Genomic DNA, 14267 nt, shown 5'->3' with positions numbered 1-14267 from the left:
TTATAAAGAATTAATATTGAGATGTTTTATTTTGTTTTTCTAATACTCTTATCCGCTCATCTTGATCTATGATATATAAGGTAAGTTCCTCTATTTTCTCAAGTAGTTTGAGGTTCATTTCCTTCAAGTTCAATCCTTCTTTTTCCATTTGCGCTGCCGAAGGAATGTTGGGTAAATGCCCTTCCTTTTTGATATAAGCTTGGACTTCTTTAGGCGACTTTAGGTCGTACTCCTTCTTGAATACATAATCAGGAGCTAGTGCTCCATTGAGATCAACTTTGACTTCCTTGGTATGTATGTTGCCATTGACTGTAAGTTTTGAATCAGGAGCAATTGTTCCTATACCCACATTTCCGTTAGCTTTTATTAGCATGGTACTATGCCATTGTTGAGTACTCCAGGACTTAAAGCCGATATTAAACTCGCTTACATTGTCATCCCCTAACTGAAGCTTTAAAACACTATGATCGGTTTGGATATCTTCCCTAAAGAAAGCAATGTAATCGCTATTGCTTCCTAGCTCAGTATCCGTTAATATAAAACCATTTGATAAAACATTTCCATCAACTGATATTCTCTGGAGCGGATTGGTAACTCCGAAACCAACATTACCATTTACATTTGAAATACGTAAGCGCTCTGTTCCATTGGTTTTTAATATTAAATCATTGTTATAAGAAGAAAATGCATTGGTGGCGGTGTAAACATCTTTGTTGAATATTATTTTCGGTCGATCAGTATAAATGTGAGCCCAATCCGCATTGAACGGACCTATATCTACTGTACCATACGTGGTTTGAAAAGTATGCTGATTTGAGCCGTTAAAGCTATATTGGGAATAGGAGCTGTAGAAGTAAACCAAAAATAAAATTAGAACATAAGGCTTCACAAGATTAGGAATTTTTTGGTTAGTTTAGGTTATATGTTATCAAAAATAACATTTATACTTAAATTAACAAATTTTTAAGTTAAAATTATTGATTTTAATCCAAAAAATATCAAAATCTTACAAAATACTGCTGATTTTAAACATTGGCAAATACATTGCAACCAGTATAATGCCAACCATTATCCCAACAATCAAAATAATGATTGGTTCCATAATTGTAGATAGAATTTTTGAGCGTTGTTCCACTTCAATGGAATATTGAACATGGAGTCTACTAAAAATAAAATCGGTTTGGTTTGTTTCTTCTGCAACCTTAACAAGTGCTATAATTTTTTGATCAAAAAATGGATCATCCCTCATGCTAGTGCTTAAACTATTTCCTTTCAAAATTCCCTTCTCCACTTTATGAAGTGCGTGCTGCAAAGGATAAAAATCAACCATTTTAGCCACCAATTGAATACTGTTGAGCATAGGAACTTTGGAGAACGTTAGTAAAGAAATTGCTTGAGAAAATTGGGAGAGGTAAACGCTCTTGTAAAATGATCCTAAAAAAGGAATCTTTAGCATTAATTTATCTTTGAATTGCCTAATTTTTTTCCTTCTCCCTATCCATTTTCTTAAAGCAAAAATTGTAAATACAAGGAAAAAAATTATCCATCCAAAATCTCCGATAAATCCAGAAGCTTTTATAATTAACTTTGTAATCCAAGGTAGTTCTACATTATTCTGTAAAAAAATATCTTGAAACATTGGAACCACCAATCGAAGCATAAAAACCACCACGAGAACAGACGTTGTGAATATAATTGCAGGATAGGTAAGAGCAGCTATCATCGCACGCCTTTGTTCATTTTTTTTTGCAAAAAAAGAACCCAGTTCTTTTGTTATATCTGGAAGCATTCCAGTTTCTTCTCCAATCTCTAGTGAATAATATTCATACTCTGAAAATTCCTTATTTTTTTTGATTACTTCTGAAAATGAACCCCCTCTAATTATGTCATTAATTATGCTGTCAAAAAAAGTTCGCACTCTCTCTTTTTTTTCATTTTCACCAATAATTAGTAAGGCATCCTTCAAAGAAATTCCGGCCTTGAGCAAAACACTTAATTCTGTATAAAAATTCTCCTTCTGTTTATTCGAAAATTTTCCCCCAAATAAATTTATTTCCTTCTTTAAGATGATATTAAGATTGGAGCTAATTTGTTTAGAATTAGCTTTTTCGTTTGCTATTTTCTCTAAATTAAAAGCCATTAGTTCATATAAGTTTTTGCGTCGTTCTGACGGTATATAAAAATAGTGCTCATCCTATCCATTGGATTTACTTCAATTTGAATTGCATCAAACTTACCGGAATAAATTTCCCTGTTATCCAAATAAAAACTCGTTTCTCCTACCTCAATATTAAAAGTGTCGACTTCCCTTACAAAGTAACTTTCTTCATAAAAATAGGTTACAGAATCTAATTCGTTTCTGAAAACCATTTTACCATTGGGTCCTATATACGCTTCATTGAACCTATTGATATCAATTGTAAGTGCTTGCTGCATCAGGCTATTCTCGCTGGCATTGTCAAGATTATAAGATATCCCTTTCATATGGGATTGTACCAAATTTAATACCGTATAAGCAAGGCCTATTACGATAACAGTAATAACCATTACCACGATAAGCTCATTCAAAGTGAATGCTTTTATTTTCTTAGGTTTATTCAATTACTTTTTTCTTAATAAGTCTCTTTTTAGTAATACTATTTACCATTGTAATCATCAATATTGAATCTTGATATTCCCTCTTCTTTTTAATTTCAATTTGCCAATTATTAAAATCTTCTGAATATGGTTCCGACAACTGCTTGTTTAAAATTTTGTACTCCAATACTCTTATATGATTATCGATTTCCATAGTATTGTTGTGGATTTGATTAAAAAGAATATTATTCAACACTAAACTTGAAATCATGAAAACAACGACAATCAATACAGTTGCAATCATTGTTTCCATTAAGGTTGATCCCTTAATTTTTTTTAATAAAGCCATTTCATAATCTTTTTCTTTTCAGAATTAAAAAGTAATCCTGTATAGTTATCTTGTCGCCAATCCACATTTAACTGCCCTCCATAAATATGATTTTGATAGACTGAACCAAATTTATTAACAATGAAATATGAAGTAGTGATAGATCCCTTTACTTTACCTAGAAGTTCTAACCCTCTACTGCAGTAAATTTCCCCATTAACAGTTGCTCCCTTATGAATTTCAATTTGAGGTGTAAATAATTGTTGTTCTTTTTCATCATAATCATCCCAGTAAACAATACCACCCTTAACATCAGCTCCTTCGTTTATAGTAATAGAAGCTTTCGGATACCTTAGACCTTTATTGTAAAGCGCAAGTGAAGATGGGTATTCCAAAACAACATCTTTCTCTACAATTAACTCCTTTGAAGCAAAAGCTTGAAGATTTCCTTTAAAACCTTTATCAATCTCAATAAAAGGCGCTATCACAATAGCATCATTAATCTTCATATTTTGGCCAATAGTAATTTTGGAAGATGAAAATACCACGACGTTACCAATTAAGGTGCCCACATCAAGACTTATTTGCCCATTACTCCCAAGCAGTAGTGTTTTATTTTTAAATGAGTTTTTAAAGTTAAGTGGATAGTTCATTTGAGCAGGCTCCAGTTCACTTCCAAATTCTCCATCCAGCCATAACTCCAGTTTATCCATAATTCCTTTGGATAATTTTGGCAGCCTACTTGTACTAGGTTTTATTTTATTGGGTGGGGACAACGAGCCTGTAAAGGACTTCCCTCCCATATTTCCCGGCCTTAATCCATCCCTGGGCAGCATCAACTGCCCTTGAATATTTGTATTTTCAACTACTACTAATGGCCTATTACTTTCTTTTAAAAAAAGCGAATACCGATCTCCTTTTTGATTCCATCCACCTACCAAAGCAATTTTTATAAACTCTTGATTATGAATACTACTTTTCACCGAAACCAATTCATATAATCCCCAGTACTTTTTTGTAGCTTTAATTTCACTGCTAAGATCATTCTCTTCTGTCATAGCGATCGTAACTGAATCTCCTAAGACAATATCATTATGCAATGAATAATTAATTCCATTATTTGCTTGCTCTACCGCTTTCAACAAAAATTCCCCACGTTTTTGAAAATAGCGATGGGCATATGTCAAACCAATAAACGAAAGCAAAAGAATAGCTATGACTACCCCTATAAAGAGTACAAATTGTAGAGCTCCTCCTTTTACTTTTTTATTTAACATTTAAGAATTACTTTTTTACTTTTCTTTGTTTACCGTTTATGGCAATTGCAATTTCATTCTCATTCCCTTTTAAAAGCTTTACGTTTGAAACCTCATCTCCAACATGCATTAAATGTCTTTGGCTGTTAATTCTTACAAAATAAATAATATCACCTTTGGAAACCCCAGGTTTAACCATTCCTGCATACTCAACAATAATTTCTGGTTCAGCTTCTACTACCCTAGGCTTTCTTCTTTGCAAAGGCTTTGGATCCTCTTTAGTTTTGATAGTCCCAAGGAAAGGATCTCTATCATAACGATGAATAGTATACTCCCGACTAACCTTAAGGTCTTTTCTTCTGAATGATGGTGATAAATTTTCACCGTTGGTGTTAAAACCTGTGGGAGTCCCACTTAGAGAGGAATAAATGTTATACCCTACAATTCCCCATATAATTAGCACAACCACTAATAATACGTATGTTTTGACATTACTATTCATATAATTAGTCTATTTTTTCTTTTCCAAAACTTTCTCTAATAAATGAATCAATTTTTCATTTTTTTCTTCCATGGAGATTATCCGTTTTTCCTGTTGGATGGCGTATAGCGTTAGCTCTTCTATCTTCTGCAACAGTTTGGCATTCATTTCCCCTAAAAAAATACCATCCTCTTTGACCTCTTTAGCTGAAGGGATATCTTTTAAATGACCTTTTTCATTTATATAACTCTCTACAACCTCCAAAGTTGGTAGTTTATAATTTTCTTTAAACACAAAGTCGCTCCACTCATTTATATTTTGGATTTTAATTTCTTCGGTAATTGCTTTGCCCTTTATAGCCAACGTATACCCGCTAGGAATATCTTCTGTATTCATCCCTATTTTACCATTGCTCTGCACCTTCATTCTTAAATTACCATTACCATCCTCCAATCTTAGTATGGTAGGGTAATTATGAGATTGTGCACCTCCATATCCATTTTTTATTAATAAGCCTAATGATTCACCGCCTGTATTACGTATGCGAGCACTCCAGAAATTATTTATGCTTTTATCCACATCCAATACGGCTTCTGGGGTAGATGTATTTATCCCTACATTTCCTCCAAATGGGTTTAGCAATAAATCAAATTTTGATGCAGATGTGGTTTCTTGGGTTTGAATAATTGCTTTCATATTATTTTTGTCCACTCCAAACCGCAAAGTTGCACTATAAGGATTCTGATCACTTTTTAACAAAATAGAACTGTTTGGAATTGTAATAGAACTTGATAAATCAGAATCCTTTAAAATTTCCAATTTAGCCGAAGGTTCACTCTCTCCTATACCTACATTTCCATTCGGTGGAAATGTGTTGGTTTGGGCAAAATTCAATTGTGCTAAAATTAATATAAGTATAAATTGTATTGGCTTTCCCATTAGTTCTTCGTTTTTAAGCTTTTTAAATCGTCTTCCAGTATTTTTACTTTTTCATTTAAAACGTGTATTAACTTTTGCTGTTCAATAGTGTATAGCATTAGTTCTTCAATTTTTTGAAGCAATTTGGCATCCATTTCTCCCAAAAATACACCATCTTCTTTAACTTCTTCTTCGGAAGGAATCCCCTCCAGGTGTCCCTTTTCTTGGATATGTTTTTCAACAGTTTCAAGATCGGGTAAATCATAATCTTTTTTAAATACAAAATCACTCCACGTACCTACTTCTACTTTAACCTCCCTAGCACCAATGGATCCTTCAATGGCAAGTCTATGGGAACCAGTATCAAAAGTACCTATACCTACCTTACCATCTTTTGATATAGATAGCCTTGTCAAAGGAGTTGATGTAATTGTCGAGGAAGTGCCTAACCGCAAATCACCATTAGCTGGGTCGAAACGTACTTCTCCAGCATATTTACTTGGGGACAAATCTACACCTCCGGAAGGTTTAAATTGAAACCCCAGTACTTCATGCCCCCCACTATGAAATACAAAGGCATTCCTTATTTGAAAAACCTCCTCTGGCGTTACCCCAATCCCTACGTTACTACCTGTAAGAATCAACTTATTGGTACCGTTAAAAGTTGCTATGTTAAAACTTGACAAATCTGCACTTAACCCCATATAGAGCCTTCTGTTATTATCCTTATCCAACCAATTGGTGTATAACCATGTATTATCCGTAGTTTGATAAGTTGTAATAGCATCATTAGTACTTTTAATGGTCAAAGGACTTTGAGGAGAAAGGGTCCCTATACCCACATGCCCCCCTTGATTTGTAGGAAAAATATTTTGTGCCAAACAGCCTAATGGAAACAACATTAGACTAATAATTAATTTTACTATTTTAAATCGCATTTCTTATTTTTTTTCTTTTACCGTAAGTTTCTTATTTAGCTCAATGACATGCAATGTTAGTTCCTCAATCTTTTCTAAAAGTTTTAAGTTCATTTCCTTAAGATTTATCCCCTCCTCCTGCATTTGTTTGGCAGACGGAATATTTGGCAAATGACCTTCTTTTTTAATATATACTTCAATTTCCTCTAATTTTTTTAAATCATAATCTTCATTAAAAACATAGTCTGGAGCAACTGCACCTGCAAGGTCCAGTTTTACTTCTCGAGCATGTATATCACCATTTACAGTAAGTTTTGCGTCTGGAGTTGTAGTTCCTATTCCTATATTCCCTTCTACAAAAGCAAATTTTCCGTGTCGAGGTACATCTGGATATACATCTAAATTTTGTACTAGCTCCAAGGAAGTTGGCGTATCTACAATTAATGGTGCCTCTTTTGTAACAGTTAGTTCAACGGAAATATGACCATATCTGTCGGGTGCTTTTCCATAAAGTTGATATTTGTGATCACTTACCCTTTTAAATTTTAGGTAGTCACCAATTTCTGTTCCATTTATAGTATAATTCCAAACACCTAATTGAGTAGCACTTTCTCGCAGGATTAAAATTGCATTAGCAGAATATCCACGTTCACTTGTCCTTATAAAATTAATTTTAGCATCTATGATTACAGAATTGTGAATGCCATTTCCTTCTAAATCAAAACTTGCGAGCCTGCACCAACCTGAGTCAAGGCCAAAACTTATTTTTGTGTTATAATGATCTTGAGAAAACAGATTTCCCCAAAGAATAACAGTGAAAACAATTAAAAAATTTTTCATGGCGTTTCGTTATTTTTCTAGATCTTTTATTCTTTCTTCTTGTTTATCTATTGTTTTTTTAAGTGCAATTACATGTAAGGTTAATTCTTCAATCTTTTCCAGTAATTTTAAGTTCATCGCTTTAAGATTAACCCCCTCCTCTTGCATTTCTTTAGCGGAAGGAATATTTGGCAAATGCCTATTCTCTTTAATATAATGCTCAACCTCTTCCAGCGATTTTATATTATAATTTTCAGAAAAAACATAATCTGGAGCTACCAATCCGTTTAGGTCAACTTTAACCTCAGAAGTATGAATCATTCCATTAACTGTAAGGGCTGCATCTGGAGTTGTAGTTCCAATACCTACTTTCCCTGAATAAGACAAATAAAGATCGTTCTCTCCATAATTTAATCTTCCGAACTTTGCAGAAGTTATAACATTTCCACCCCCATTTGGCAACGGACCATTCAAAACATCTCCACCACTCCAGGTTCGTTGATCAATACTTACCCTGAGCAAGTCTACAGGAGCAGTAAAATTCACTTCCAAATAACCAAAAGTCCCATCAAATGTTATTCTGGCCTCGCTCCAATATCCGCTATTACTTACTGACTCAATATTCAAATTACCGTAGTTGGACCAGCCCTTAAACCAACTAATTTTAGTAACATAAGGCGAATTGGATCCTCCGATAGTAGCCATCGTAAGCTCGTTATATCCTCTTCCATAGGCACCATTTAACAGAGCTACCCTTTTCCAACCAACTTCCTCAACGCTAACTTGTTTTACTATAAAATCTTGAGCAAAACAAAACCTGGTTAGCAATACAAATAAAAATATAGTTAGTCGCATCTATCCTCTTTCAATTGGTTAATCTCTTTTTGCTGCTGGATAACATAGAGCGTTAATTCTTCTATTTTTTCCAAAAGCTTTAGATTCATCTCTTTGAGATTGATTCCATCTCTTTCCATCTCCTTGGCTGAAGGAATATTTGGCAGATGCCCTTTTTTTATGATGTGCTGTTCTACTGCTTCGAGGGAATTCAACGGATATTCTTTATCAAAAACATAATCGGGGGCAACTGAACCATTTAGGTCCAATTTAAGCTCCTGGGCATGTATATTTCCTTTAACCGTCAACTTGGCATCTGGATTATTCGTACCAATACCTATTCTATTTCTGGTTACATCTACTATGAATGTATCCCAAATATCTTCCCCATTTGTTGTGTTCCTAGCTCCTATACCAAACAAGTTCTCTCCAAAATTTGGTGAAAAGCCCATATTCACACCGATAATTCCTCCATCTTGTCTAAATTGAATTAAAGGATTATCAGCCTCGTTGCTATTATCGGTATCCGACTCCAATAACAAAATTGCATCGCCGTCAATTCCAGAAGAAACGTGAAGGTTGGCAGTTGCCAGCTCTGTTCCCAATCCTAAATAGCCATTGTTTTCAACAACCATTTTTACATTATCATTAGCGGTAGATGTTCCACTAGACAACCTCAATATTGGATGAATGGCATTTGAAGACACTTGGTTGATATATACGGCAGCCCCATTCCCATTTCTTACAAATTGATGGTAATCGGTGTTGCCTGGACTTGTTTTATAAACACCCGTTTGCACTTGAGCCGTAAGCGAATGAAAACAGAGTAGGGCAATGATTTGACAAATTTTTAATTTAATTTTCATAAAGGTTGGTTCTATTGCTTTTACATTTTACGACATAAATTTTCTAATTTTTCAATCCGTTTATTTTGACTTTCAATTAATTTCTGCTGCTGGATAGTATACAAAGTTAGCTCCTCTATTTTCTGAAGTAATCTCGAATTAATTTCTCCTAAATCAATTCCATTTCTTTCGACCTCTTTAGATGAAGGAATATCTTTTAGGTGTCCTTTTTCCTTAATATGTTTTTCTACCTCTTTCAAGCTAGGAAGATTGTAATCCTTTTCAAAAACAAAATCACTCCAATTAGTTTCAACTTTAATTTCTTTAGCCTTAATTTTTCCATTTACTGCCAAATGATATTCATTGGAAAATGATGTTCCTATCGCCATCCTGCCATCAGCACGGATTGCACCTGCATTTAAATTTGTTAATCTGCCAGCTTCTGAATTCCAAAAATTAATAATTTTGTTGTTTCCGTCATAGAAAATCTTTGCATAGCTACCGTCATCATATGAAGAACTGTAAGGCCGCATGACAAAATAATTTTTCGTATGGGTCAACCCACCGGAAATTTGTTCCTTTGCTATTATACTTTTAACGCCAAGCTCTCCGTTACCCTTTATTCTTAAAAGACTTACATCTCCTGGACCTTGAATATCCAATCCATTAGAGGCTCCCGGATCAAACCCGCCCACCCTTATTCTGGGCAGGTCGTTCAACCAAGATAACATTAAAACTGCACTGGTATTGTTAGGATTCGTTGCGATGATTTGCCCACTTGTAACATTATCCCCGCTAGGATTCCATTGAGAGTATACGGTATAACTTGATAACAAGACTACAAAAAGGATTACTTTCATTTATTTAAAAGATTTTCTAATTTATATTCCATTTTTTTCATTTCTCCTGAAAAATATTCTTTCTGTTGTTTTATTAAATTTTGTTGTTCAATTATATACAGGGTAAGTTCCTCAATCTTTTCAAGTAATTTCAAATTCATTTCCTTCATATCAATTCCTTCCTCTTCCATTTCCCTAGCTGAAGGAATATTAGGTAAATGCCCTTTATCCTTTATGTGTCGTTCAACTTCCTCCAAAGATTTAAGGTTATACCCTTCTTTAAAGACATAATCCGGTGCCACTGAACCTACTAAGTCAAGTTTTACCTCTTGGGCATGAACTTTCCCTTTGACGGTAAGTTTGGAATCGGGTTCCGTAGTCCCTATCCCTACAAAAGATGTAAAAGGATCGATAGTTAATGTACTATAATCGTTAATTCCATTCTGTCTAGTAACTATTCTGAAAATATTATCCGATTGTGAGCCCGGCCAATCTTGATTAAATCCTATAAGAGCTCCATGCAATCCCCCATCCTGATACATTTCAATTCTTATATTGTCACCTTCGTTGTTATTATCTAGATCCGATTCCAATCGAATCACTCCATCTCCAGAATTCCTAGCGGAAATATGTAGCAATTCAGAAGGATAAGGTGTTCCCATTCCTATCTTACCTCCTCCATCATTCAATACGGTATTCGACGTAGATAGTGAACAATTTATATAAACATTGGAAAAGGAATTATTGTAAAAAGCTCCAATTTCATTACCGTCAATTCCAATATGATGACCACTACGTTGTCCAATCACAAGAGCTGGATTCTGACTAGCGCCAACATCCGCGGTACTATTTATAGTGAGATTACCATTTATGGTTTCATTCTGTGCTTCACTAATGGCAACTATAAAAAGGAAAAGTATTAAGGCAGTTTTTCTGAATATCATCTTAGATAAATTTTATTTTTTTTTTTTAAGTAATAATGCTATTTCTTGCTCTTGTGCCTCTAACCTTGTTATACATTTGGACAGCAACTTTTTTTGTTCAATGACATACAAAGTGAGTTCTTCAATTTTTTCCAGCAGCTTAAGATTCATTTCCTTTAAATGAACTCCCTCTTCTTCCATTTCTTTTGCTGAAGGAATATTGGGAAGATGGCCTTTCTCATTAATATGCCGTTCAACTTCCTCCAAAGATTTTAGGTTATACTCTTCTTTAAAAACATAGTCCGGTGCAACAGCCCCGGCAAGGTCAAGTTTTACCTCTTGGGCATGGATTTTTCCTTTCACGGTTAACTCAGAATCCGGATTAGTGGTTCCAATCCCGACTCGTCCAGAAGGTTTAACTGTCATGGCGATGTGATCAACCTCTCCATCCAAGTTACTATCTGTTCTAATGGCGAAAGAATCCTGGGAATCATTGGCTTTAATATCTAAAACAAGGTGTTGTAGATTGAGGTTTGTAATTTGTGCTGCAGCCTTAGAGCCTCCTGGGTTTAAGGTTTCAACATCGACCATAGGACGTATTTGCATAAATTGTTCAGGACTACCTGTTTTCCTTAGCTCAATCCCGGTTTCTCCAAATACCGTTAACCTAGAATTTGGATTAGCGGTGCCAATACCTAAATTTCCAGTATTACTTAATCGCAGCAATTCAACATTCCCTGAACCATCAGTATTACTGGAAAAAACTAAATCCCCAGATCCCCACGGACTTCTTCCTTTCCCAAAAATTTTCCAATATTGAAATCTGCTTCTGCCGTCGGTTGCATGGCCTGATGACCTAAAAACTAGACCTGAAGAGTTCGTTATAGTCCCTGGAATCTCAGTTGGACTTGTTTCCAATAGTGCATCACCATTGTCTGGAAAGTTATTGGTTTGAGCCGAAACCGTGAATAAACTAAAAATGGAAATAGCAACAGTTAACCTAATCATTTATATGAGATTTTATATTTTTCAATTCTAGCTTCATTTTTTGTATTTCATCTTTGAGAGCATTAGATTCTTTCTTTTGTTCGATTGCATAAAGCGTTAATTCTTCAACCTTTTCCAATAGCTTAAGATTCATTTCTTTTAAATGAACACCCTCTTCTTCCATTTCATTGGCTGATGGAACATTTGGTAGATGTCCATTATCTCTTATATATTCTTCTACTTCCTTTAAAGATTTGAGTTCATAATCTGCTTGAAAAACATAGTCCGGAGCCAACGACCCCAATAAATCCAGTTTAACCTCTTTGGCATGGATTTTTCCATTTACGGTTAGTTTGGAATCCGGGTTAGGCGATCCTATGCCTAAATTACCATCGTGGCGTAAGGTGAAAGACTTTTTATCGAAATAACCTATATCCAGAAATGCGAATTGAGGATTATCCCTTGCTGTGAAAAACCAATCCGAACCGGAATGTGTAACTGGAGCTATTGATAATCTTTTAATTGCAACCTCATTTTCAGGAGCACCTGAATGGTCACTATCACCAATTTGTAAAGTAGCGTTTGGGTCAGCTGTTCCGATACCTACTTTACCGTTTTCGCGAAGAGACATTACATTACCAACTCCACTATTGTAGAAGTAAATATTGGAAATAGGATGCTCTACACTACCAATATAAAGCCAGTTTTGGTTGTTTAGTCCAAATATTCGCGTTGTTTGACCCGATGCAGTTTTAGACCGTATAAATTCATGGTTGTCTAAATCAATTTGAGCATAAGCAGAAGCAACACCAAAAAACATTAGAATTGCAAAGTGTTTTAATTTTAACATAGAGACTAATTAACAGTTAAACTAAATAAGGCACTATCATCACTAAAATTACCAGCCGCATCATAAGCTTTAACCCTCCAATAGAACTCGCCTATTTCCATATCGGTAGTAAAACTTTTGTCCTCGCCTAAACCTCTTCGATACAAATCGGTTTCTCCTTCATCATTAAAAATAAAAATGCTATCTCTTTCTGCACTACCCGGGATATTTTCGCGCTCCCAAGTATAAGTAACTTCCCCCGCACTCGCTACGCCTTCATCCAAAGGAGAAGTAGGCTCAGGAGTACTTGGATTGGTTAGATCGACCGAAATTGTTCTAGAACTGTAAAGTGTATTTTCATTATTGCTATTTATGGCTCTTACCTGCCACCTAGAATTACCTTCAGTTAAGGTCAACTCAGCACCTATACTATCAATGGTTTCATCAATGATAACTACATCAGCCTGATCAATTACTTGAATTTGATACTCTACAGCCTCCTGAACAGCTTCCCAAGAGAAATTGACCTCAGCATCATTGGTTAAAAAATCATTTGTAGGGCTGTTTAGCAGTACCGTATTCCCGGTAAAGCCTTCACTCTCCCTTACACTGAAAGAGGTGGTGGTATAAGCAGTTTCATAAGCGCTATTCACCGCCTTAACCCGCCATTGATAGTCATTTGGCAATAGCTCCCGTGAAAAAGACGTTTCAGGAAGTAAACTATCCACAAAAACCTGAGCGGCCTGATTAAAATCAGGGCTAGCCACCTGTAAAAGATAAGAAGTCGCATCGGGCAAAGGCTCCCATGTGAAATTTACCACATTGCCTTTTACTTCGGTTTGATTTGCTGGAGCTATCACTTTTACCCGCTCCCCAGAAATATCAGGTTCCTCAACAATATCTGCACAAGAATAAACTATTACTAATAGTAAAAAGTTAAAAACTGTTTTATAAATACTTCCATTATCCATTTTCATCATACAATACATTTAAAAACTTAAATATTCTTTATCAATATCAACTTTTGAAGCTTTGGTCTTAAGACCACTAGCACATTTATTTCCATCGGAAAGCATGATAAGTTCCGCTTCATACTTTTTATTTGCGCCCCAACAAAATCCACTTGTGTCATAAGCAAAAATGCTAAGATCATTAAAATGAAGCTTTTGGGTTGAACCATTGTTTTCCATGAGTTCCAAATAGTATTTCTTTAATTTTTTATCATAGACTAAAAAGATACTTTCCGCATTCTCAAAAAAAGGCTCTACCCCAGATTGCAGTGCTACAGCTATTGAGGTAATTGCTTTTGCATCGGGTTTGTTTTCCAGATAACTCACCAGCATATCATCATTTTTTATGCTATTTATATAATCTATATGATCAGCTAACTGTAAAGAATAGTACACAGGTTTTTCAGGGATAGAGTCTATATAATTGATTTTGTATTCATTCTCGGGAGAAGCACTGAGATAAGCTTTGAATTTCTTTTTATCAAATTCTTCTTTATAACTATCCAATCGAACCTTACGATCCAAAACCGGAGTTGCGATTGTTTTAAATGTTCTAGTTAACAGATTTCTATGAACTGTACCAATTGCCCCGAGCTGAGGTTGGGAATCACTAACCATTTGGTTATGATTATTAACCGATACTGTACCGCATGAGTACAAAAAAAGGATACTTAATATTATAAAAATTCTTTTTCTCATCTTTT

17 protein-coding genes are annotated in these 14267 nt (G+C 34.9%); all 17 read right to left on the bottom strand.

Going from position 1 to position 14267, the window contains the following annotated elements:
- Positions 1 to 10: 10 nt before the first annotated feature.
- On the bottom strand, positions 11 to 889 hold the full coding sequence (locus tag HX109_RS10995) for a tail fiber protein (RefSeq protein WP_178951925.1): 879 nt from the start codon (positions 887 to 889) through the stop codon (positions 11 to 13).
- A gap of 117 nt (positions 890 to 1006) precedes the next feature.
- Positions 1007 to 2140, bottom strand: coding sequence for a type II secretion system F family protein (locus HX109_RS10990; RefSeq protein ID WP_178951923.1), 1134 nt, complete (start codon positions 2138 to 2140; stop codon positions 1007 to 1009).
- The gene (locus HX109_RS10985) at positions 2140 to 2568 is read right to left on the bottom strand and encodes a hypothetical protein (protein ID WP_178951921.1); all 429 of its coding nucleotides are present in this window, start codon (positions 2566 to 2568) and stop codon (positions 2140 to 2142) included. Before HX109_RS10985 ends, HX109_RS10990 begins: the two co-directional genes overlap by 1 nt.
- Positions 2569 to 2593: 25 nt before the next feature.
- Positions 2594 to 2926 carry a hypothetical protein gene (locus HX109_RS10980; protein ID WP_178951919.1) on the bottom strand — a complete coding sequence of 111 codons (333 nt, stop codon included), beginning with the start codon at positions 2924 to 2926 and terminating at the stop codon, positions 2594 to 2596.
- Positions 2914 to 4182 (bottom strand): hypothetical protein, encoded by a 1269-nt coding sequence (locus tag HX109_RS10975; protein WP_178951917.1) that lies wholly within the window; start codon positions 4180 to 4182, stop codon positions 2914 to 2916. Before HX109_RS10975 ends, HX109_RS10980 begins: the two co-directional genes overlap by 13 nt.
- 7 nt (positions 4183 to 4189) lie before the next feature.
- Positions 4190 to 4663 (bottom strand): hypothetical protein, encoded by a 474-nt coding sequence (locus tag HX109_RS10970; protein WP_178951915.1) that lies wholly within the window; start codon positions 4661 to 4663, stop codon positions 4190 to 4192.
- Between the two features lie 9 nt (positions 4664 to 4672).
- Positions 4673 to 5581: a hypothetical protein gene (locus HX109_RS10965; RefSeq protein ID WP_178951913.1), complete on the bottom strand. Its 909-nt coding sequence runs from the start codon at positions 5579 to 5581 to the stop codon at positions 4673 to 4675.
- Complete coding sequence (locus HX109_RS10960; RefSeq protein WP_178951911.1) at positions 5581 to 6498, bottom strand: hypothetical protein; 918 nt, start codon at positions 6496 to 6498, stop codon at positions 5581 to 5583. The genes HX109_RS10965 and HX109_RS10960 overlap by 1 nt, the downstream gene beginning before the upstream one ends.
- A gap of 3 nt (positions 6499 to 6501) precedes the next feature.
- Positions 6502 to 7317: a tail fiber protein gene (locus tag HX109_RS10955; RefSeq protein ID WP_178951909.1), complete on the bottom strand. Its 816-nt coding sequence runs from the start codon at positions 7315 to 7317 to the stop codon at positions 6502 to 6504.
- 9 nt (positions 7318 to 7326) lie between these two features.
- On the bottom strand, positions 7327 to 8151 hold the full coding sequence (locus HX109_RS10950) for a tail fiber protein (protein ID WP_178951907.1): 825 nt from the start codon (positions 8149 to 8151) through the stop codon (positions 7327 to 7329).
- Positions 8142 to 8996, bottom strand: a complete 855-nt coding sequence (locus HX109_RS10945; RefSeq protein ID WP_178951905.1) for a tail fiber protein — start codon at positions 8994 to 8996, stop codon at positions 8142 to 8144. Before HX109_RS10945 ends, HX109_RS10950 begins: the two co-directional genes overlap by 10 nt.
- Before the next feature lie 20 nt (positions 8997 to 9016).
- Positions 9017 to 9835 carry a hypothetical protein gene (locus tag HX109_RS10940; RefSeq protein WP_178951903.1) on the bottom strand — a complete coding sequence of 273 codons (819 nt, stop codon included), beginning with the start codon at positions 9833 to 9835 and terminating at the stop codon, positions 9017 to 9019.
- On the bottom strand, positions 9832 to 10758 hold the full coding sequence (locus HX109_RS10935) for a tail fiber protein (protein WP_178951901.1): 927 nt from the start codon (positions 10756 to 10758) through the stop codon (positions 9832 to 9834). The genes HX109_RS10940 and HX109_RS10935 overlap by 4 nt, the downstream gene beginning before the upstream one ends.
- Positions 10759 to 10770: 12 nt before the next feature.
- On the bottom strand, positions 10771 to 11745 hold the full coding sequence (locus tag HX109_RS16340) for a tail fiber protein (RefSeq protein ID WP_178951899.1): 975 nt from the start codon (positions 11743 to 11745) through the stop codon (positions 10771 to 10773).
- Positions 11738 to 12574, bottom strand: coding sequence for a tail fiber protein (locus HX109_RS10925; protein ID WP_178951898.1), 837 nt, complete (start codon positions 12572 to 12574; stop codon positions 11738 to 11740). Before HX109_RS10925 ends, HX109_RS16340 begins: the two co-directional genes overlap by 8 nt.
- Positions 12575 to 12579: 5 nt before the next feature.
- The gene (locus tag HX109_RS10920; RefSeq protein ID WP_178951896.1) at positions 12580 to 13533 is read right to left on the bottom strand and encodes a hypothetical protein; all 954 of its coding nucleotides are present in this window, start codon (positions 13531 to 13533) and stop codon (positions 12580 to 12582) included.
- A 9-nt stretch (positions 13534 to 13542) separates the two neighbouring features.
- Complete coding sequence (locus HX109_RS10915) at positions 13543 to 14262, bottom strand: hypothetical protein (protein ID WP_178951894.1); 720 nt, start codon at positions 14260 to 14262, stop codon at positions 13543 to 13545.
- Positions 14263 to 14267 lie beyond the last annotated feature (5 nt).

The organism is Galbibacter sp. BG1 (genome assembly GCF_013391805.1).
Lineage (GTDB): Bacteria > Bacteroidota > Bacteroidia > Flavobacteriales > Flavobacteriaceae > Galbibacter.
This window is presented reverse-complemented; position numbering and strand designations above follow the sequence as displayed.